Source organism: Massilia sp. Root335 (assembly GCF_001425685.1).
Lineage (GTDB): Bacteria > Pseudomonadota > Gammaproteobacteria > Burkholderiales > Burkholderiaceae_D > Telluria > Telluria luteola.
The window spans coordinates 163,509-185,465 of sequence record NZ_LMCY01000012.1 but is presented as its reverse complement, the minus strand read 5'-3'; the positions used below and the strand labels follow the sequence as shown (position 1 = coordinate 185,465).

Genomic DNA, 21,957 nt, shown 5'->3' with positions numbered 1-21,957 from the left:
AGGGTCTTGCGGCGCCAGAGCTCCTGGTAGCTGGCGCGCACCGGCCCGGTCATGCCGGGCACGTATCTTTATGAGGCTTTGCCCTTCTTTTTGCCGGCTGCGTCGAAGGTGCGCAGGCCGGCGCAGATCAAGTCGGTCGGCACGTCCAGCGCCCAGCCGGCCAGCGCGGCGGCCAGCAGGGCGTCCGGCTGCGCGGCGGTGGCGGGCTTGACCTTGTCGATGCCCAGCAGCGGCATGTCTTCGCTGCCCTGCGCCAGGACGATGTGGCCGTCGCGCACGAAGGCGACGCGGCCGCCGGCGGCGCGGTGCGCGCGCAGCACGTCGTTGGCTTCGTCCTGCGCGTAGAACAGCACGGCGCCGTCGCAGAGTTCGGCCAGCGCGGCCACGCGCGGGTCATGCGCGTTCAGCACGGCCGCGCCGTCGGCCAGCACGACGTCCACCTGGCTGCGCACGACGTTGTAGAGTGCATCGTCGTCGCGCACGTACAGGTCGGCCACGTCGGCCACGTTCCCCATGTCGGTCACGATGCCGACCTGGCAGCGGTCGTAGGGCAGGCCTTCGGACAGGATCGTGCGCGCGTTCGATTCGAACACGGCCGCCTGCACGGTGCGGTTGATCAGCAGGCGCTGGCCGGCGTCGAAGCCGGTGCCGTCCTGGGTCGTGACCTGGCGGCTGTCGAGGAACAGGCCGTCGCGGTTCGCCACGCCCACGTGCTTGCCGGACAGGTTCAGCACGGTGCCGACGAGGCGCGCGGCCAGCGCGGCGTCCGTGGTGCCGGTGACGCCCACGAGCGGGATGCGTCCCGTCTCGCCATCGGCGAACAGGTGCTCGACGATCGCACGGCCGACGTTGCGCGGCTCGCCCTGCGCGGGCTTGATGTGGGCGAGCAGGCCCGGGCTGGAATTGACTTCGATGATGGCGCCGCGCTGTTCTTCCAGCGGACGCGCGATGTCTTCGCACACGAGGTCGATGCCGGCGATGTCCAGGCCCACGACGCGCGCGGCCAGCGCGGCCACGTGGGCGACATCCGGGTGCACCTCGTCCGTGACGTCGTCGGCCACGTTGCCGTTCAGCTGGATCAGCACCTTCTGGCCGGCCTGCGGGATCGAATCCGGGTTCAGGCCCTGGCGCTTGAGATCGAGTTTCACTTCGTCGCTCTCGGCCGGCACCACGGGGCTGAGCGGGAATTCTTCCGAGTTGCCGCGGCGCGGGTCGATGTTGATCTGGCTGTCGCACAGCTGGGTCACGGTGGATGCGCCGTCGCCGACGACCCACAGCGATTCGCCCTTTGCCGCCGCGACGACTTTCGAGCCGACGACGAGCAGGCGGTGTTCGTTGCCCGGAATGAAGCGCTCGACGAGGACGGCGCTGGAATCGCCTTCCTCGGACGCGATGGCGTACGCGGCGTGCACGTCCGTTTCCGACATCAGGTTCAACGATACGCCGCGGCCATGGTTGCCGTCGACCGGTTTGACGGCGACGGGCAGGCCGATGTCCTGCGCTTCTTCCCACGCGGCTTCGCGGCTGCGCACGACGGTGCCTTCCGGTACCGGCACGCCGCAGGACCCGAGCAGGGTCTTGGTGAGGTCCTTGTCGCTGGCGATGGATTCGCCGATGGCGCTCGTGCGGTCGGTCTCGGCCGTCCAGATGCGGCGCTGTGCGGCGCCGTGACCCAGCTGCACGAGATTGCCGTCGGTCAGGCGGATCGACGGGATGCGGCGGTCGGTGGCGGCGTCGACGATGTGGCCCGTGGACGGGCCCAGGCAGTAGCGGTCGACCAGTTCCGTCAGCTCGTCCACCTTGCCCTGCAGGTCGAACGGGGTATCGTTGATGGCGGCCATCAAGAGGGCGTGGCCGGCCTGCAGGGCGGCGCGGCCGACGGTGTCGTCGCGCGTGCGGAATGCCATTTTATAGATGCCCTGGTCGGCCGTGGAGCGGGTCTTGCCGAAGCCGGTCTTCATGCCGGCCAGGTTTTGCAGTTCGAGGACGATGTGTTCGAGGATGTGGCCGGCCCACGTGCCGTCGCGCAGGCGCTCCAGGAAACCGCCGCGCTCGCCGACGCCGCAGCGGTGTTCGATCAGGCCCGGCAGCCAGGCGGTCAGGCGTTCGTAGAGGCCGGGAAGTTTGTTCGAAGGACATTCTTCGAGTTCGCCGATGTCGAGCCATGCTTCGATGACAGGGCGATAGGTCCAGATGTTCGGTCCACGCAGGTGGTTTACACGAAGAATTGCAATGTCTTTCTTGTTTGTCATGAAAATATCCAGCCACGCGACGACCGCTCTCTCATCGCGTGGCGTTGCCTAAGTTTGCACATCGTTGGTCAAAGACGGCGCCGGATCACGGCCCGTCTTCCTCTCTTTCCACAATGCACATGTTGTATACTTGCCGGAACGAAGCTTACCGTGCCGAACCGATTTCTGCCAGTCTGGCCCCTCCGATAGAATACCGTACACGCCCACGCGCCGCCTTTCAGTCGGCGTGCGTGTCAACGGCAACACCGCCCACAACGTTCCATCGTACAGATCTGCCAGCCTTTGGCTGCTCCAATCCCGAAATAGAACCGGAAACTTTGCCTTTACCGGCGGCATCACATGACAACTCAACAACTCGTTCCCTCCGTTCCGCCGGCGTTGACCGCCGGTTTCCTGCCTGAGCACTGGCAGGCGGACGTCGCGAAAAAGCTTGCGCCCGGGGAAAACGTTTTAAACAGCGTCGAGGTTGACCTCGATGCGAAATTACGTTTCACCAAAGGTATTCTCGTCGTCACCAATTATCGCCTGCTCACGCGCGCGCCCGGCGACACGATGTGGCGCGACTGGCCGTATCGTGCCGGTTTGACAATGCGCCATTACGACCACGGCGGCGTCGGCCACCTCGAACTGACCGACCAGAACGGCTTGCTGGCGGCCTGGCGCTTCACCCTGGGCCAGAACCTGCAGGCCATCCGCGTCGTCGACCAGTTCCACGACCAGGTCGACAGCCACGTCAGCGGCGTCGCCGTGCAGCCGCCGGAGCAGCACACTTGTCCAAGTTGCAAGGCGCCGCTCGAACCGGACCAGGAAGACTGCCCGATCTGCACGAAGGTCCTCCATACGCCGCCGTCGACCTGGACGCTGTTCCGTTTGTGGCGCTTCGCCAGGCCGTATCGCGGTCAGTTGCTCGTCGGATTCTTGCTCATGTTGGCAAGTACTGGCGCACACATGATTCCGCCATACCTGACGATGCCGCTGATGGACAACGTGCTGATCCCGTACCAGAACGGCAAGCACATCGACACGCGCCTCGTCTACCAGTACATGGGCGGCCTGTTCGCGTCGTCGATCCTGGCCTGGGCGCTGGGCTGGGGCCGCACGTACATCCTGGCCCTCGTGTCGGAGCGCATGGGTGCCGACATGCGTTCGGAAACCTATGAACACCTGCTGCGGTTGTCGCTGGAATTCTTCGGCGGCAAGCGCACGGGCGACCTCATGTCGCGCATCGGCAGCGGCTCCGACCGGATCTGCGTGTTCCTGTCGCTGCACCTGCTCGACTTTTTGTCAGACGTCCTCATGATCATCATGACGGGCGTGATTTTGTTCAGCATTAACGCCAAGCTGGCGCTGATCACGCTCGTGCCGCTGCCGTTCATCGCGTGGATGATCCACGTCGTGCGCGACAAGCTGCGCACCGGGTTCGAAAAGATCGACCGCGTGTGGGGCGAGGTCACGAACGTGCTGGCCGACACCATCCCCGGCATCCGCGTCGTGAAGGCCTTCGCCCAGGAACACCGCGAAGCGTCGCGGTTCCGCGAAGCGAACAAGCACAACCTGGCCGTCAACGACAAATTGAACAAGGTGTGGTCGCTGTTTTCACCGACCGTCTCGCTGCTGACGGAACTTGGCCTGCTCATCATCTGGTGCTTCGGCATCTGGCAGGTGAGCCAGCAGGAGATCACCGTCGGCGTGCTCTCGGCATTCATCGCGTACAGCGGCCGCTTCTACGTCCGCCTCGATTCGATGAGCCGCATCGTGTCGGTCACGCAGAAGTCCGCGTCGGCCGCCAAGCGCATCTTCGACATCCTCGACCACGTGTCGAGCGTTCCGGACCCCGTCAACCCGGTCAAGCTGGACAAGGTCGAAGGCAATATCGCGCTGCGCGAGGTGGGCTTCCGCTACGGCAACCGCGCCGTCAACCGCGGCATCTCGCTGAACATCAGGGCGGGCGAGATGGTCGGCCTCGTCGGGCACTCGGGTTCCGGCAAGAGCACGCTGGTCAACCTGATCTGCCGCTTCTACGATGTGGCCGAAGGCGCGATCCTGCTGGACGGCCGCGACATCCGCAGCTTCGCGGTGGCCGATTATCGCCGCCACATCGGCCTCGTGCTGCAGGAGCCGTTCCTGTTCTTCGGCACCATCGCGGAAAATATCGCCTACGGCAAGCCGGACGCGACGCGCGAGGAGATCATCGCCGCCGCCCGCGCCGCGCACGCCCACGAATTCATCCTGCGCCTGCCGCAGGGCTACGATTCGATGGTCGGCGAGCGCGGCCAGGGCCTGTCCGGCGGCGAGCGCCAGCGCATCTCGATCGCGCGCGCGCTGCTGATCGATCCGCCGATCCTGATCCTCGACGAGGCCACGTCCTCGGTCGACTCGGAAACCGAAAAAGAGATCCAGAAGGCGCTCGACAACCTCGTGCAGGGCCGCACGACGATCGCCATCGCGCACCGACTGTCCACCCTGCACCGCGCCGACCGCCTCGTCGTGCTGGACCGCGGCCAGGTCGTGGAAGAGGGCAACCACGACGACCTGATGGCGCGCCAGGGCGCCTACTTCCGGCTGTACGAGGCGCAGGCGCGCAACGTCGACCAGGACCCGGACGACGGCAACAAGGAAGACTGAACGATGACCACTTTTACTTTACGCCGGGATGCGTTCGGCAAGCTGGTACTGACGAACGGCGACGGCGAGGAATTCGTCGGCGTGGCGCCGGTGCGCTCGTTCCCCGTGCAGGCGCCGACGAAGGGCATCTCGCTCGTGCGCGACGGCGGCAAGGAAGTCGCGTGGATCGACGACCTCGAGACCCTGCCGGCCGACCTCCGCGCGCTCGTCACCGATGAACTGGACGGCCGCGAATTCATGCCCGCGATCGAGTCGATCAAGGCCGTCTCCAGCTTCGCCACGCCGTGCACGTGGACCGTCAAAACGGACCGCGGCGACACGGAGTTCGTGCTGAAAGGCGAGGAAGACATCCGCCGCCTGGGCGCCTATTCGCTGCTCATCGCGGACAGCCACGGCATCCACTTCCTCATCCGGGACATGTTCGCGATCGACAAGGGGAGCAGGAAGATTCTGGACCGGTTCCTATAAGCGTTCCTGGCTGATGCGGGCGCTATCGTGGCCAGGAATTCACGGCTGGCGGGATCTGGATCCTGTTAAGGCCACCTCGAAAAACCTCGGCCAGGCTGACGATGGCTGAGTAACATCCTGACATCGACGCAGCCGGCGAGTGTCGTCATGATGAAACCCCGGCTCAGCCTTTTTGCCGAGCAGGAGCGCGAAGACCGGCGAGCAAAAACAGGCGATCCTTTGGTCGGTCTGGCCGAGCACGTCGATTTTGAGGCGCTGGCCGCGTGCATCGATGCAGCGACACCGCGGCCTTCGCGCGCCAATGGTGGTCGGCCGCCGTACCCGACAGTCTTGATGATCAAGACCCTGGTGCTTCAACAGTTATATAACCTTGCCGACGACGCGCTGGAGTACCAGTTGCTGGACCGTCGCAGCTATAACCTCAAGCGATTGGTCTTCCTGAAAGAACATCGGGTGGCACCGTTCTAAACCAGCAGTTTGGCACCCTGCGCTTGCCAAACTGACCTCATCCAGATACGAGCGGCTATCGAAATCACGTTGATGGAGCCGCGTAGCAACGCCGAATCAAGCACTACATTGCCTGGCTCATGCCGAAAGCCGGGTTATTCGACGTGGCCTTAACTTATGACGCAATCTCCTCTATTTTTCTCCTTGTTTTTATTTTGACTGCGCAGGCGGAGATAATATCAAAAGCAAAGATCATCGTGAAGTATGCGGCAATGAATATAAAGTCAGAAAGGGCAGCTGCTCCATGCAACACTTGGTACGCATTAAGGTCTCCTATGATAGTGACAGATACTTGGCCAACAGATAATGCCATGTTTCCAAGGAAATCATATATAGTATGCATTCCTATTGCCAGCAAAAGCGAATTCCATCTAAGAGCGACGCTTGCATAAAATATCCCGCTGATTATGATTGTTGCCATTATTGAGAAATGGCAAAGATAAAAGATTAGCGAGGATAAAACTATGGCATATATCGGTCTCATCCTTTTTAGAAGCGAGCACAGAAGAAACTTTCTGAAAATTATTTCTTCCGAAACAGCTGCGCCAAACGCATCAATTAGAAACATTGGCCAACGGCTGTAAGGAATTAAAGATTTTACGAAAGATAATTCCTTTTCTCTGAGCCCCAAGGCGAAGAGAATGAATAGCACAAGAGCTATATATGAAATACATAGCACGCCCTGCCAAGCTATACTTCGCATAGCGGTATTTCTTTCGACGTACAGCAACAACAGCACTGAGCAAGTGACCATTATTGCTAGGTTCCACGGTCCCGCATTGCCTTTATCTATCGCAGCCCATAATTTTGCCACGAACAAAACAGGCAAAAAAAGCCAAATGTTGATTTTTTTTATATGTTCCATCTTCTCTGGATTTCATTTGCGCCCCAACCTATTAAGTTAGGGCGTCGATTGGTTAGTTAAATATCATCTGGCGATAGATATTGTTAAATCCGCCATCCGATGCGGACTCATCTGCCGTTTTGCTTTTGCGCAGCGTGAGACAATGCATCGGATTGCGCCGATTGCGTATTGCCAACAGCCCCCATCCAGCCACTCCAGTCCACTGTCTCAACGGTGTCTCCAAGTGTTTAGACTCGTGGGATCGTGTACCCATCCGTAGCTGGCCGCTCTTCAAGGCCAGAAACGTTTTGCGTACACTGTTCCAATTCGAGCTTTCACTGGCAATTCAATGATCCAAGCGCTCCACAGCCAAGCCCGTACGACCCACCTGATCCGCGAGGAAAATCAGGAACTCGACGCTCCCACAAGCCGAACTGGCCAGACTGAACAACGTCACTTGCCAGACCGAGGGCGCCACGCTGGTCACGAAAAGGCTTTCAAGGATTACGAGCCGGGCTTCGTGCACATCGATATCAAGTACCTGCCGCAGATGCCCGACGAGACGTCGCGCCACTACCTGTTCGTCGCCATCGACCGCGCCACGCGTTGGGTCTACATCGAACTGAATGCCGACCAGACCGACAGCCGCAGCGTCGATTTCCTGGCGAAGGTGCGGCAGGCCTGCCCCGTCAAGATCGTTAAGCTGCTGACCGACAACGGCAGCCAGTTCACTGATCGCTTCACGGCCGGCGGCAAGAAAAAGGAATTCGGCGGCACACACGTGTTCGACCGGCTGTGCAAGCAGTTCGGCATCGAGCATCGCCTCATTCCGCCTCGCCACCCGCAGACCAATGGTATTGGTCGAGCGGTTCAATGGCCGCGTCAGCGACATCGTCAACCAGACACGTTTCCGTTCAGCCGCCGACCTGGAATCGACGCTGCGCAATTACGTCAAGATTCATAACCACAGCATTCCGCAGCGGGCGCTCAACCATAAAACACCTGTTCAGGCACTCAAGGACTGACACGAAAAACGCCCTGAATTGTTCAGGAAACGCGTGTATAACCAGCCGGTCTCGACATTTAAAGACCACGCAAGGACGACCTTCCTGATTTGCAACAACAAATGCTCAATTGCACGGCTGCGGCATTCGCTTCGTCACCGTGTCATGCTTGTCACTGGCAAAGGCATCGGTGAATTTTTCTCCCGGAATCTTTAAACTTGATGGATCGCTCGTCCTTCCGGTTGGCAGCGAGGCAGGTGGATAAGCGCTAATTTTTCCCTTGCGTGTCCGTGGCGTGGCAAGTGGACAATTCTGGACCGCTGTCCGAGCCTCAGCGTTTGCTACGCAAGCTGGCCGCATGCTTCGGGTACAGTAGCGGCAACGCAACAAGGAGCCCGCATCGAACCCGTCCACTTCGTCGTCGTCACGATCGGCTCGGCCGGCGACCTGTTCCCCTTCCTGGCGCTTGCCCTCGCGCTGCGCGCGCGCGGCCACCGCGTGAGTTTCCTCGCGCCGGAGCAGCACGGTCCGTGGGTGCGGCCGACCGGGTTGCCGTTCACCGGCCTGCCGGCCGATGAAGCCGTGCTGCGCGACCCGGACCTGTGGCACCCGACGCGCGGCTTCGGCGTCGTCTGGCGCGCGACGCGGCCGGCGATGGCGCGCATCGTGCCGTTCGTCGAGGCGCTGCCGGCGGGCGAGCGCTGCGTGCTGCTCGCGCACCCGCTCGCGCTGCCCGAGGCGGACCTGTGCCGCGCGGTGCATCCCGGCGTCAGGATCGCGGCCACCTACCTGGCGCCGGCGAACCTGGTGACGGTGCACGATCCCTTGCTGGTCGGCCCATGGCGCGTGCCCGCGTGGGTGCCGCTGGCCGCGCGGCGCCGCTTCTGGCGCTGGGTGGGCAAGCGCTTCGTCGATCCCGTCGCGCTGGTGGACGTGAACGCGGCGCGCGTCGCGCGCGGGTGCGCGCCCGTGGCGACGCTGGTCGACTGGATCGCGGCCGTGCCCGACCTGTCGCTGACCTTGTTTCCCGACTGGTTCGCGCCCACGCAGCCGGATTGGCCGCAGCCGCTGGTCCGCGGCGATTTTCCCCTGTTCGATCCGAATGCCGATGCGCCGCTGGCCGCCGGTCTGCAAGCGTTCCTGCAGGCCGGCGCGGCGCCGCTCGTGTTCACGCACGGCACCGGCAACACGCAGGCGGCGGCGTACTTCCGCGCTGCCTGTGCGGCGGCCGCGCGCCTGGCCCGGCGCGCGATCTTCCTCACGCCGCATCGCGACCAGGTGCCGCCGGACCTCCCGCCGACGATGCTGTGGCAGGACTATGTGCCGCTGCGACTCCTGCTGCCGCATGCGGCCGCGCTGGTCCACCACGGCGGCATCGGCACGACGGCGGAGGCGCTGCGCGCGGGCACGCCGCAGCTCGTCGTGCCGCTGGCGCACGACCAGTTCGACAATGGCGCGCGCGTGGCGGCGCTCGGCGTCGGCGCGAGCCTGCCGGCAGGGCGGCTGAACGATGCACGGCTCGCGCGCAGGCTGGACGCGTTGCTGGCGGCCCCCGGCCTGGCGGAGCGCACGCGCGCCGTGGCGCAGCGATGCCAGCCACGCGCCGGCGTCGACAGGATGTGCGCCGCGCTCGACGACCTCGCGGCGACCCGGCAACAGGGCGACGTCCATTCCTGAAGCAAGCAAGAATATGGGGCGATCGTCAACGGAGAGGCGGACATGCAAAGAAGCGCACTCGTCGTGGGTGCCAGCGGCATCGGCGGCCATGCCACGGCACGGGAACTGCTGGCCCACGGCTGGACCGTGTACGGCCTGGCGCGCCGGCCGCCCGCCGATCTGCCGGGACTGATCCCCGTGCCGGCCGACCTGCTGGACCCGGAACGCCTCGGCGCGGCGCTGGCGACGGCGTTCGGCAGCGCCGGACCGACCCACGTCTTCATCACGACGTGGATGCGCCAGGACAGCGAGGCCGAGAACATCCGCGTCAACGCCGCCCTCGTGCGCAACCTGATGGATGCGCTCAGCCATCGCAAGACCGTGCGCCACGTGGCGCTCGTCACGGGCCTGAAGCACTACCTCGGCCCGTTCGACGCCTATGCCAGCGCCGGCACGTTGCCCGACACGCCGCTGCGCGAATCCCAGCCGCGCCTCCCGCTCGACAATTTTTATTATGCGCAGGAGGACGAGGTCTACGCCGCGGCCGCCCGCGACAGGCTGACGTGGACCGTGCACCGGCCGCACACGGTCATCGGCATGGCCGTCGGCAATGCGATGAACCTCGGCACGACGCTGGCCGTGTACGCGTCGATTTGCAAGGAAACCGGGCGCCCGTTCCGGTTTCCCGGCTCGCAGGCGCAGTGGGAAGGGCTGTCCGACGTGACGGACGCGCGCATGCTGGCCAGGCAGTTGCGCTGGGCCGCCGACACGGATGCGGCGCGCAACCAGGCCTTCAACGTCGCGAACGGCGATGTGTTCCGCTGGAGCTGGTTGTGGCGCCGGCTGGCCGCGTGGTTCGGCGTCCAGGCGGCCGGTTTCGAGGGCGCAACGCAACCGCTCGAGGCGGAGATGGCGAACGATCACGCCGTGTGGCGCGCGATCGCGACGCGCCACAAGCTCCACGAGGCCGACTTGAACCGCCTCGTGTCGCCCTGGCACACGGACCTCGACCTCGGCCGGCCCATCGAAGTGATGACGGACATGGCGAACAGCCGCCGCCTCGGCTTCGCGGCGTGGCAGTCGACCGAGGACTCGTTTTTCGACCTGTTTTCCGAATTGCGGGCCCGCGCGCTGATTCCCTGACGGTGGCCGAGCGCACGGACGGCCGGGTGCGCGCGTGCTGAAATAGGGCATCGTGACGCATCCGGAGCCGCAGGCATGCCCGACCCATCCAGCAAACCGCCGCCGAAGACCGGCTACGTGCGCGTGCGCGGCGCGCGCGAGCACAACCTGAAAAACGTCGACCTCGACATCCCGCGCGACGCCCTCGTCGTGTTCACCGGCGTCTCCGGCTCGGGCAAGTCGTCGCTCGCGTTCGGGACGCTGTACGCGGAAGCGCAGCGGCGCTATCTGGAGTCGGTGTCGCCGTACGCGCGCCGCCTGTTCCACCAGATGCCCGTGCCGGAAGTGGACGACGTCGACGGCCTGCCGCCCGCCGTCGCCCTGCAGCAGCAGCGCGGCACGCCGACGACGCGTTCGTCCGTCGGCAGCGTCTCCACCTTGTCGAATTCGCTGCGCATGCTGTATTCGCGCGCCGGCGACTATCCGCCCGGCCAGGAGCTGCTGTATGCCGAATCGTTTTCGCCCAACACGGCGGAAGGCGCCTGCCCGCAGTGCTCGGGCCTCGGCCGCGTGTACGACGCGACGGAACAATCGATGGTGCCGGACGACAGCCTGACGATCCGCGAGCGCGCCGTCGCCGCGTGGCCGCCCGCGTGGCACGGCCAGAACCTGCGCGACATCCTCGTCACGCTGGGCTACGACGTCGACACGCCGTGGCGCGACCTGCCGAAGAAGGTGCGCGACTGGATCCTGTTCACGGACGAGACCCCGACCGTCCCCGTGTACGCCGGCCTGACGCCCGAGGAAACGCGGCGCGCCCTGAAGCGCAAGGACACCCCGAGCTACCAGGGCACGTTCAGCGGGGCGCGCCGCTATGTGCTGCAGACCTTCGCGAACACGGAAAGCGCATCGATGAAGAAGCGCGTGGCGCGCTACATGGTGAGCACCGAATGCCCGCTGTGCCAGGGCCGCCGGCTGCGCCGGGAAGCGCTGTCCGTGACGTTCGCCGGCATGGACATCATGACCCTGTCGCGCGTGCCGCTCGAACGGCTGGCGCAGCTGCTGCGCCCTTACGTGGACGGGACGGAACCCAGGGGCAGGGCGCGCAGCAGCAAGCATCCCGAGCAGCTGATCGTCACGCAGCGCATCGCCGCGGACCTGTGCGCGCGGCTCGACACGATGCTGGCGCTGGGCCTCGGCTACCTGGCGCTGGAGCGCAGCACGCCGACGCTGTCGCCGGGCGAGCTGCAGCGCCTGCGCCTGGCCACGCAGGTGCGTTCGAACCTGTTCGGCGTCGTGTACGTGCTGGACGAGCCGTCGGCCGGCCTGCACCCGGCCGATACCGAAGCGCTGCTCGACGCGCTCGCGCGCCTGAAGGCGGCGGGCAATTCGCTGTTCGTCGTCGAGCATGCGCTGGACGTGATCCGCCACGCCGACTGGATCGTCGACGTCGGCCCGCAGGCGGGCGAGCAGGGCGGGCAGATCCTCTACAGCGGGCTCCCCGCCGGCCTGCGCGACGTGGCCGGCTCGCACACGCGGCGCTACCTGTTTCCCGACGCGGCCGATGCGATCCGCCCGCCGGCGCGCACGCCGCGCGCGGCGACGGGCTGGCTGCGGCTGGAGGGCGTCACGCGCAACAACCTGCACGACCTGGCCGTCGCGTTCCCGCTGGGCGTGATGACGGGCGTGACGGGCGTGTCCGGCTCGGGCAAGTCGACGCTGGTGAGCCAGGTGCTCGTCGACCTCGTCGGCGCCGCGCTCGGGCAGGGCGGCGCCGACGACGACACCGGGGAGGGCATGGACCTCGAACGGGAGGCCGACATCCCGACCGTCGGCCACATCGCCGGTGCGCTGCACGGCATCCGCCGCCTCGTGCGCGTGGACCAGAAGCCCATCGGCCGCACGCCGCGCTCGAACCTCGCCACGTACACGGGCCTGTTCGACCAGGTGCGCAAGCTGTTCGCCGCGACCCCGGCCGCGAAGAAACGCCGCTACGACGCCGGCCGGTTTTCGTTCAATGTGGCCAAGGGCCGCTGCGAGCATTGCGCGGGCGAGGGCTTCGTGATGGTCGAGCTGCTGTTCCTGCCGAGCGTGTACGCGCCTTGCCCCACCTGCGGCGGCGCGCGCTACAACGCCGACACGCTCGCCGTGCGCTACAACGGCCGCAACGTCGCCGAGGTGCTCGGCATGACGGTCGACGAAGCCCATGCCTTCTTCGCCTCCGAGGAGCCGGTCGCGCGGCCGCTGCAGGTGCTGCGCGAGGTGGGGCTCGGCTACCTGCGGCTGGGGCAGAGCGCGACCGAGCTGTCCGGCGGCGAAGCCCAGCGCATCAAGCTGGCGACGGAATTGCAGCGGACGGGACGGGGCGGCACCCTGTACGTGCTGGACGAACCGACGACGGGCCTGCATCCGCTCGACGCCGACCGCCTGCTGGCCCAGCTCGACCGCCTCGTCGACGCCGGTAGCACCGTCATCATGGTCGAACACACGATGCGCGTCGTCGCGGCGTGCGACTGGGTGATCGACATCGGCCCCGGCGCGGGCGAGGCCGGCGGCAAGGTTGTGGCGGCGGGGCCGCCGGCCGAGATCGCCAAGGCGCGCGCGAGTCGCACGGCGCCGTACCTCGCCGCGTTCCTGCCCGGGCGCGCGACGTGAACGTCGGCGACTGCGTTCTAACGTCGTCTATTTTTGCTGTAAATACTCAGCAACGCCACGTAACGCCGCCGACTTTGCGAAAAAACACGTTCAAACGAACGCGCCGGTTTGTTTGCTTGCGTTACACTAGGGATATTTTTTTCTTAACAATAACGACAGCATGGCCGGTTCAAGCATCGATAGTGACCAATTCCGCCGCATCCTGTCGCGCAACGTCGCCATGCCGCTCGGCATGGGCGTCCTCAGCGCGCTGGTGTTCGTCGGTCTCATCGCCTACCTCATCAACGTCCTGAGCTGGGTCGAGCATTCCGAGCGTGTGATCGGCCGCGCCAACGACGTCAGCCGTCTGTCCGCCGACATGGAAGCGAGCATGCGCGGCTATTTGCTGTCGGGCGACGATGATTTCCTGACGCCTTATCTCGCGGCCAAGCCGCGCATGGAAGGCGAACTCAAGAATCTGGCGCGTCTCGTCGACGACAATCCCGTGCAATCCGAGCGCATCGAACGGGTGCGCGCCGCGCAAAAGGATTGGCAGGCCTTTGCCGAAGAGATGATCGCGCGGCGCGGCAAGAACAATGACTTCATCGACACGATCAAGAGCGGCCGCGGCAAGGTGCTGACGGACCAGGTCAGGCAGGAGTTCCTCGATTTCATCCTGGTCGAACAGCGTCTGCTGCAGGAACGCAACGCGTCCTCGCGCTCCGTGATCGCCTGGTCCGTCGCCGCGTTTCTCGCGTTCAGCCTCGTCGTCGCCGGGCTGCTGGCGCTGTTCGGCCGGCGCGAGCTGATGGCGCTGTCCACGTCGTACCGCGATGTCCTGCAACACGAGGCTGACCATAACGACCAGCTGCGCCAGCAGGCCTGGCAGCGCATCGGCCTGACCGAACTGAGCGCGAAGACGACCGGCATCATCGCGCTGGAACCGCTGGCCGAGGCCGTGCTGGGCTACCTGGCGCGCTACCTGAACGGCGTCGTGGCGGCGATGTATGTGCGCGGCGAGGACGGCACGCTGACCCGCATCGGCGCCTACGGTTTCGCCCATGCGGACACGGAGCAAGCCCGCGTCCTGCAGCCGAACGAGTCGCTGGCCGCCCAGGCCGCCAACGAGAACCGCGTCGTCCTGCTGCGCGAGCTGCCGCCGGACTACATCAAGGTGGGCTCGGCGCTGGGCGAAACGGCGCCGCGCGAACTCTTGATCGCGCCGGTGTCGAACTTCGGCAAGATCAAGGGCGTCATCGAAATCGGCTTCCTGCACGGCGTGCGCGAGCGCGACATCCAGTTCATGGAAACGGTCGGGGCATCGATCGGCGCGGCCGTCGCCAATGTGCTGCACCGCCAGCGCCTGCAGGCGGCGCTGGAAGAGCAGCAGGCGCTGAACGAGGAATTGCAGGTGCAGCAGGAAGAGCTGCGCACGGCGAACGAGGAACTGGAAGAACAGTCGCGCGCGCTGGAAGAATCGCAGTCGGCGCTGGAAAACCAGCAGGCCGAGCTGGAGCAGACGAACGAACAGCTGGCCGAGCAGGCCACCAACCTCGACAACAAGAACACGGCGCTGGTGCAAGCCCAGGAGCAATTGCGCGAGCGGGCGCTGGAGTTGGAACGGGCCAGCCGCTACAAGTCCGAATTCCTCGCGAACATGTCGCACGAACTGCGCACACCGCTGAACAGTTCGCTGATCCTCGCCAAGCTGCTCGCGGACAATGGCAACGGCAACCTGAACGAAGAACAGGTGCGTTTCGCCCAGACGATCTATTCGGCCGGCAACGATCTGCTCAACCTGATCAACGACATCCTCGATATTTCCAAGGTCGAGGCCGGCAAGCTTGAGCTCGTGCCGGAAGACTTGCCGCTGCGCCGCGTCATCGAGGGTCTGGCGCGCGTGTTCGAACCGCTGGCGCGCCAGAAGCACCTGACGTTCGACCTGAGCGTCGAGCCGGACGTGCCGATGAGCATCCACACGGACCGCCAGCGGCTGGAGCAGATCCTCAAGAACCTGCTGTCGAACGCCGTCAAGTTCACGGATGCCGGCAAGGTCACCCTGCACGTGAGCGCGAGCACGGACGGCTGGATCCAGTTCGCCGTGCAGGATTCCGGCATCGGCATCGCAGCCGAGCAGCAGGACAAGATCTTCGACGCCTTCCACCAGGCCGACGGTTCCACCGCGCGCAAGTATGGCGGCACGGGGCTGGGGCTGTCCATCTCGCGCGACCTGACGGCATTACTGGGCGGCACGCTGACGTTGACGAGCGCGCCGGGCGAGGGCAGCACGTTCACGCTGTGCCTGCCGCGTAACGGCACCGTCGCGGCCACGCCGCCCGTGCCGGCGCCGGCCCAGCCGAAGGCGGCCGCGCCCGAACCGGTTCCCGCGCCGGACGCCGCGCTGCCGCAGGAGACGCCGCCGACGTTCGCCGACGACCGCCGCGAGCCCGCCGCCGGCGTGCGCACGGTGCTCGTGATCGAGGACGAGCCGGAATTCGCGCGCATCCTTTACGGCCTCGCGCACGACATGGAATTCCGCTGCCTCGTCGCACTGACCGCGCAGGAAGGCCTGGAACTGGCCGTGAACGACGGCCCGGATGCGATCCTGCTCGACATCCGCCTGCCCGACCGCTCCGGCTTGTCCGTGCTGCAACAGCTCAAGGACAATCCGGCCACGCGGCACATCCCCGTCCACGTCGTGTCCAGCCAGGACAATGGCGGCGAGGCGCTGCACCTGGGCGCGATCGGCTACGCGCTGAAACCGACGTCGCGCGAGCAGCTGGAGGAGGTGTTCCGCAAGCTCAAGGACAAGTCGTCGCAGACCATCAAGCGCGTGCTGCTCGTCGAGGACGACGAACGCCAGCGCGACAGCGTCGTGCAGCTGATCGCCGATGCCGACGTCGAGATCGCGGCCGTCGGATCGGGCGCGGAAGCCCTGGATTTGTTGCGCACGCAGATTTTCGACTGCATGATCATCGACTTGAAGCTGCCCGATATGCAGGGCAATGAATTGCTCAAGCGGATGTCTCTGGAAGAACTGTGTTCGTTCCCGCCCGTCATCGTGTACACGGGCCGCAACCTCACCCGCGACGAGGAAGCGGAACTGCTGAAATATTCGCGCTCGATCATCATCAAGGGCGCGCGTTCGCCGGAGCGCCTGCTGGACGAGGTCACGCTGTTCCTGCACAAGGTGGAATCGCAGCTGTCGTCGGAACGCCAGTCGATGCTCAAGACGGTGCGCGGGCGCGATCGTGTGTTCGAAGGCCGCACGATCCTCCTCGTGGACGACGACGTGCGCAATGTGTTCGCGCTGACCAGTGCGCTGGAACAACGCGGCGCCAGGGTGGAAGTGGGCCGCAACGGCTTCGAAGCCATTGCCAAGCTCGACGATAACGAAGCGATCGATCTGGTCCTCATGGACGTCATGATGCCCGGCATGGACGGGCTGGAAGCGACCCGCCGCATCCGCCAGGACAAGCGCTTCGCGCGCCTGCCCATCATCGCCATCACGGCGAAGGCGATGAAGGACGACCAGGAACAATGCCTGGCTGCGGGCGCCAACGATTACCTGGCCAAGCCGATCGACCTGACCCGGCTGTACTCGCTGCTGCGCGTGTGGATGCCGACGCTGGAGCGCATTTGAAGAAACCGATGCACAATCCTGCGAGCGACGTCGACATCGAGCTGCAGATGCTGATCGAAGCTGTCTACCTCAAGTACAACTACGATTTCCGCGATTACACGGGGGCGTCGCAAAAACGCCGCGTCCTCGCCGCCCTGCGTGCGATGGAGTGCGATACGATCTCGGCCTTGCAGGCGCGCGTCATGCACGACCCGGCCGCGTTCACGCAGCTGCTGCAGTTTTTGACCATCCCTGTAACGGAAATGTTCCGCGACCCGGATTATTATCTGGCCATACGCCGGCTGGTCGTGCCGTTCCTGAAGACGTACCCGTCGCTGAACGTGTGGGTGGCCGGCTGCAGCACGGGCGAGGAAGTGGTTTCGCTCGCGATCGTGCTGCATGAGGAGGGCTTGCTGGAGCGCACGCAAATGTACGCGACCGACATCAATCCGGATTCGCTGGAAGCGGCGCGGCGCGGCGTGATGCCGCTGGATAAGATGCGCGTGTACACCGAGAATTACCAGAAGGCGGGCGGCACGCGCGCGTTTTCCGACTATTACACGGCGGCGTATGGCGGCGCGCTGTTCGACCGCGCGCTGGTCGACAACGTCACGTTCGCGGATCACAGCCTGGCGACCGACAGCGTGTTTGCCGAGACGCATTTCATCAGCTGCCGCAACGTGATGATCTACTTTAACCGGCGCCTGCAGAACCGGGTGCTGGGCCTGTTCCACGAATCGCTGTGCCACCGCGGCTTCCTCGGCCTCGGCAGCAAGGAAAGCATCGACTTTTCCACCTATGCCCAGCGTTTCGAGCCGCTCGCGAAGCGCGAGCGCCTCTTCCGCAAGGTGGCGCCATGACGCCTGCCGACGACGCGCTGCGTGCCAGCCTGCGCGGCCGGCGCTTCGAGGCCGTCGTGATCGGCGGCTCGGCCGGCGGCGTCGATGCCCTCGTGGCCTTGCTGCCGGCATTGCCGGCCGGCTTTGCGCTGTCCGTGTTCTGTATCCTGCATGTGCCGGGCAACCGCGACAGCCGGCTGGCCGAGCTGTTCGACGAACGCCTGCCCATGCCCGTGAAGGAAGCGGCCGACAAGGAAGAGATCGCGCCCGGCACCGTGTATTTTGCCGGTGCCGGCTACCACCTGTCCGTCGAGCGCGACCGCACCTTCTCGCTCAGCTGCGAGCCGCCCGTGCACTTCGCGCGGCCGGCCATCGACGTGCTGATGGAATCCAGCGCGGACGTCTACGGCCCCGCCCTGGCCGGCATCCTGCTCACGGGCGCGAACCACGACGGCGCCGACGGCATGGCGCGCATCCGCGCCCGCGGCGGCTTCACCGTCGTGCAGGACCCGGCGGACGCGCACGTTCCCACGATGCCCGTGAGCGCCATCCACCGCTGCGCACCGAACCTGATCCTGCCGCTGGCGCGCATCCACGCCCTGTTGCCCATGTTGGAGACGAATGAACCATGAGCGCACACGACCCTAGCAAACTGCTGATCGTCGACGACCTGCCGGAAAACCTGCGCGCCCTCGACGCCCTGATCCGCGACGAGCAGCGCCAGGTGTTCCAGGCCCAGTCCGGCGAGGAAGCCCTGTCGCTGATGCTCGAACACGAGTTCGCGCTGGCCATCCTGGACGTGCAGATGCCGGGCATGGACGGCTTCGAATTGGCCGAGCTGATGCGTTCGACCTCGCGCACGCGCAACATCCCGATCGTGTTCGTGTCCGCCGCCGGCCGCGAGCTGAACTATGCATTCAAGGGCTACGAGACGGGCGCCGTCGACTTCCTGTACAAGCCGCTCGACCCGGACGCCGTGCGCAGCAAGGTCAAGGTCTTCGTCACGCTCGACCAGCAGCGGCGCGAGATGCAGCGCCAGATGGAGGCGCTGGAAGCGGCGCGGCGCGACCAGGAAGTGCTGCTGCGCGAACTGAACGCGACGCAGGCCGAACTGCAGCGCTCGCTGCGCATGCGTGACGAATTCATGTCCCTCGTCGCGCACGAGCTGCGCACGCCGCTCAACACGCTGTTCCTGGAAACGCAGATGCGCAGCCTGCAGCTCAAGCGCGGCAACCTGCCGGCGTTCAATCCCGAGCAGATGGGCAATATGATCAAGCGCGACGAGCGCCAGATCAAGGCGATGATCCGCCTCATCGACGACATGCTGGACGTCTCGCGCATGAAGAGCGGCACGCTCTCGATCCGGCCCGGCAAGGTCGAGCTGCTCGCGTTGCTGGAGCGCGTCGTCAACGATCTGTCGCTGCAGGCCGCGGCGGCCGGCGCCAACGTCGTGCTCGCGCCGCATCATCCCGTCGAAGGCTATTGGGACGAATTCCGCATCGAGCAGGTCGTCGTGAACCTGCTGACCAATGCGCTGCGCTACGGCGGCGGCGGTGCGGTCGAGGTCAGCGTCCACGACGAAGGCTGCAACGTGCGCATCGCCGTGCGCGACCACGGCAAGGGCATCGCGCCCGATTTCATCGACCGCATCTTCGAGCCCTACGAGCGCGGCGCCAAGAGCGGCGAGCCCAAGGGCCTCGGCCTCGGCCTGTACATCTCGCGCCAGCTGGCCGCGTCGCATGGCGGCCAGCTGACGGTCGAGAGCGTGCCGGGGCAGGGCGCTTGCTTCAGCCTCACCTTGCCGTGCACGGAAATGGCCCAGCTGGCGGCGGCAGCGGCGTCGGCCTGATATCTCCGTTGGGTGGGCACCATTGTGCCCACCCGGCGATAGCTAAAATCAATTGATAGAATCTGTTCAATCAATTTCACATGAACGGGTGCGCAAGGTATAGTACGCACCTGAGCATTTTTTTAACCCCGAAAGAGGAGTACTGCATGTCCATCATCAACACCGAAATCAAGCCGTTCAAAGCAACCGCTTACCACGCAGGCAAGTTCATCGACCTGACCGAAGCCGACTTCAAGGGCACCTGGTCGGTCCTGATGTTCTACCCGGCGGACTTCACTTTCGTCTGCCCGACCGAACTGGAAGACCTGGCTGCTTTCCAGCCGGAGTTCGCCAAGATGGGCGTGAAAGTCTACGGCGTGTCGACCGACACCCACTTCGCCCACAAGGCATGGCATGACACCTCGGAAGCGATCAAGAAGGTCAACTACCCGCTGATCGGCGACCCGACCGGCCTGCTGTCGCGCAATTTCGAAGTCATGATCGAAGAAGAAGGCCTGGCCCTGCGCGGCACCTTCGTGATCAATCCGGAAGGCCAGATCAAGGTCATGGAAGTGCACGACAACGGCATCGGCCGCGACGCTTCCGAACTGATGCGCAAAGTGAAGGCCGCCCAGTACGTCGCGTCGCACCCGGGCGAAGTCTGCCCGGCCAAGTGGACCGAAGGCGCCGAAACGCTGAAGCCGTCGCTGGACCTGGTCGGCAAGATCTAAGTAACGCGCGGTGGGCACAGGGTGCCCACCCTACGATACTGCAGCACCGTAGTACCAGGCACGGACCGCGAGGGGCGGTTCGTGTCCGCCCCCCTCCCCACGAGCCCAACCGGAATGGGCCCGCCACAGCAAGACAGGCGATCTCGCTAGTCGATCTGCCTTCCAGATTCACTATTTAGATTGGATGGATGCGTCCGCATGTGTGCGATGCATCGGCCTGAACACGACTGAACGAAAGGATACGATCATGCTCGAACAAGACCTGAAAAACCAACTCGCCGGCTACCTGCAACGCGTCCAGCAACCGTTCGAGATCGTCGCCTCGCTCGACGATAGCGATACGTCGAAACAGACACTCGACCTGTTGCAGACGATCCAGGGCCTGCGCGCCGACAAGATCACGCTGCGCACCGACGGCAACGATGCGCGCAAGCCGTCGTTCACCCTGCGGCGCGCCGGCACCGACACGCGCCTGCGCTTCGCCGGCCTGCCGCTGGGCCACGAATTCACGTCGCTGGTGCTGGCGCTGCTGTGGACGGGCGGCCATCCGCCGAAAGTCGAGGCCGAGACGATCGCCGCCATCGAGGCGCTCGACGGCGACTACGACTTCGAGATGTACATGTCGCTGAGCTGCCATAACTGCCCGGACGTCGTGCAGGCCCTCTCGTTGATGGCGATCCTGAACCCGCGCGTGAAGACGACCGTGATCGAAGGCGGCGCGTTCCAGGCCGAAGTCGAGGCGCGCAAGGTGATGGCCGTGCCGATGGTGTTCCTGAACGGCGAGATGTTCGGCTCGGGCCGCATGATGATCGAAGAGATCGTCGCCAGGCTGGACAAGGGTGCCGGCGCCCGCGACGCCGCGAAGCTGAACGCGAAGGACCCGTACGACGTCTTGATCGTCGGCGGCGGCCCGTCGGGCGCCGCGGCCGCCGTGTATGCGGCCCGCAAGGGCATCCGCACCGGCATCGCGACGGAACGCATGGGCGGCCAGGTGAACGACACGATGTCGATCGAGAACTACATCTCCGTGCTGGAAACGGACGGCCCGAAATTCGCCGCCGCGCTGGAAGCCCAGGTGCGCCACTACGGCGTCGACATCATGACGCAGCAGGCGGCCGCGAAGATCATCCCGCCGGCCGCGCCGGGCGAACTGGTCGAAGTGCAGTTCGCGAACGGCGGCTCGCTGAAGTCGAGCACCGTGATCCTGTCGACGGGTGCGCGCTGGAGGAACGTGAACGTGCCGGGCGAGCAGGAATACAAGAACGCCGGCGTGAACTATTGCCCGCACTGCGACGGCCCGCTGTACAAGGGCAAGCGCGTCGCGGTCATCGGCGGCGGCAACTCGGGCGTGGAAGCGGCGATCGACCTCGCGGGCATCGTCGAGCACGTGACCCTGGTCGAATTCGCGCCGCAGCTGAAGGCGGATGCGGTGCTCGTCAACAAGGTCGAGAGCCTGAAGAACGTGACGATCCACGTGAACGCGCAGACGACGGAAATCACCGGCGACGGCAGCAAAGTGAACGGAATCAAGTTCAAGGACCGCCTCTCCGGCGAGGAGCACCTCGTGCCGCTGGCCGGCGTGTTCGTCCAGATCGGCCTCGTGCCGAACACCGAGTTCCTCAAGGGCACGGTGGAACTGTCGCGCTTCGGCGAGATCGTCGTGGATGCGCACGGCCGCACCAATGTGCCGGGCGTGTTCGCGGCGGGCGATGCGACCACGACGCCGTTCAAGCAGATCGTGATCGCGGCGGGCGATGGCGCGAAGGCGGCGTTGTCGGCGTTCGATTACCTGATCCGGATGCCGGTGGCGGTGGAAGCGGCGTAA

14 protein-coding genes and 1 pseudogene are annotated in these 21,957 nt (G+C 65.1%); 13 read left to right on the top strand and 2 right to left on the bottom strand.

From position 1 onward, the window contains the following. Positions 1 to 68 precede the first annotated feature (68 nt). Positions 69 to 2,252 (bottom strand): cyanophycin synthetase, encoded by a 2,184-nt coding sequence (gene cphA, locus ASC93_RS09740; RefSeq protein WP_056440532.1) that lies wholly within the window; start codon positions 2,250 to 2,252, stop codon positions 69 to 71. 339 nt (positions 2,253 to 2,591) lie between these two features. On the opposite strand from cphA, the gene ASC93_RS09735 reads away from it, so the two are divergent. The 3 genes from ASC93_RS09735 (at position 2,592) to ASC93_RS32505 (ending at position 5,813) form a co-directional block, all read left to right on the top strand. Further along, entirely contained in the window at positions 2,592 to 4,877 is a 2,286-nt protein-coding gene (locus tag ASC93_RS09735; RefSeq protein ID WP_082547899.1) for an ABC transporter ATP-binding protein, read from the top strand. 3 nt (positions 4,878 to 4,880) lie between these two features. Further along, positions 4,881 to 5,345, top strand: a complete 465-nt coding sequence (locus tag ASC93_RS09730; protein ID WP_056440530.1) for a DUF1854 domain-containing protein — start codon at positions 4,881 to 4,883, stop codon at positions 5,343 to 5,345. Positions 5,346 to 5,492: 147 nt separating this feature from the next. After that, positions 5,493 to 5,813 (top strand): IS5 family transposase, encoded by a 321-nt coding sequence (locus ASC93_RS32505; protein WP_056440527.1) that lies wholly within the window; start codon positions 5,493 to 5,495, stop codon positions 5,811 to 5,813. Between the two features lie 154 nt (positions 5,814 to 5,967). Here the strand turns inward: ASC93_RS32505 and ASC93_RS29610 are convergent, their stop codons facing one another. Further along, positions 5,968 to 6,717 (bottom strand): CPBP family intramembrane glutamic endopeptidase, encoded by a 750-nt coding sequence (locus tag ASC93_RS29610; protein ID WP_082547898.1) that lies wholly within the window; start codon positions 6,715 to 6,717, stop codon positions 5,968 to 5,970. Positions 6,718 to 7,045: 328 nt separating this feature from the next. On the opposite strand from ASC93_RS29610, the pseudogene ASC93_RS29605 reads away from it, so the two are divergent. The 10 genes and pseudogenes from ASC93_RS29605 to ahpF all read left to right on the top strand — a co-directional run. Continuing rightward, positions 7,046 to 7,718: pseudogene (locus ASC93_RS29605) on the top strand (integrase core domain-containing protein); the annotation flags it as partial. 381 nt (positions 7,719 to 8,099) lie between these two features. After that, positions 8,100 to 9,377: a nucleotide disphospho-sugar-binding domain-containing protein gene (locus ASC93_RS09710; RefSeq protein ID WP_082547897.1), complete on the top strand. Its 1,278-nt coding sequence runs from the start codon at positions 8,100 to 8,102 to the stop codon at positions 9,375 to 9,377. Positions 9,378 to 9,419: 42 nt separating this feature from the next. Beyond that, positions 9,420 to 10,499, top strand: a complete 1,080-nt coding sequence (locus ASC93_RS09705) for an SDR family oxidoreductase (protein ID WP_056440521.1) — start codon at positions 9,420 to 9,422, stop codon at positions 10,497 to 10,499. Between the two features lie 75 nt (positions 10,500 to 10,574). Next, positions 10,575 to 13,133, top strand: a complete 2,559-nt coding sequence (locus ASC93_RS09700; RefSeq protein ID WP_056440518.1) for an excinuclease ABC subunit UvrA — start codon at positions 10,575 to 10,577, stop codon at positions 13,131 to 13,133. A 160-nt stretch (positions 13,134 to 13,293) separates the two neighbouring features. After that, a complete protein-coding gene (locus tag ASC93_RS09695; RefSeq protein WP_056440516.1) occupies positions 13,294 to 16,755 on the top strand; it encodes a response regulator in 3,462 nt (1,153 codons plus the stop codon). A gap of 8 nt (positions 16,756 to 16,763) precedes the next feature. Further along, complete coding sequence (locus ASC93_RS09690) at positions 16,764 to 17,594, top strand: protein-glutamate O-methyltransferase CheR (protein WP_056440578.1); 831 nt, start codon at positions 16,764 to 16,766, stop codon at positions 17,592 to 17,594. Then, positions 17,591 to 18,205, top strand: a complete 615-nt coding sequence (locus ASC93_RS09685) for a chemotaxis protein CheB (RefSeq protein ID WP_056440514.1) — start codon at positions 17,591 to 17,593, stop codon at positions 18,203 to 18,205. Before ASC93_RS09690 ends, ASC93_RS09685 begins: the two co-directional genes overlap by 4 nt. Next, positions 18,202 to 19,422 (top strand): hybrid sensor histidine kinase/response regulator, encoded by a 1,221-nt coding sequence (locus tag ASC93_RS09680; RefSeq protein ID WP_056440513.1) that lies wholly within the window; start codon positions 18,202 to 18,204, stop codon positions 19,420 to 19,422. Before ASC93_RS09685 ends, ASC93_RS09680 begins: the two co-directional genes overlap by 4 nt. A 146-nt stretch (positions 19,423 to 19,568) precedes the next feature. Further along, complete coding sequence (ahpC, locus tag ASC93_RS09675) at positions 19,569 to 20,132, top strand: alkyl hydroperoxide reductase subunit C (protein ID WP_056440511.1); 564 nt, start codon at positions 19,569 to 19,571, stop codon at positions 20,130 to 20,132. A 247-nt stretch (positions 20,133 to 20,379) separates the two neighbouring features. Further along, positions 20,380 to 21,957: an alkyl hydroperoxide reductase subunit F gene (ahpF, locus tag ASC93_RS09670; protein ID WP_056440509.1), complete on the top strand. Its 1,578-nt coding sequence runs from the start codon at positions 20,380 to 20,382 to the stop codon at positions 21,955 to 21,957.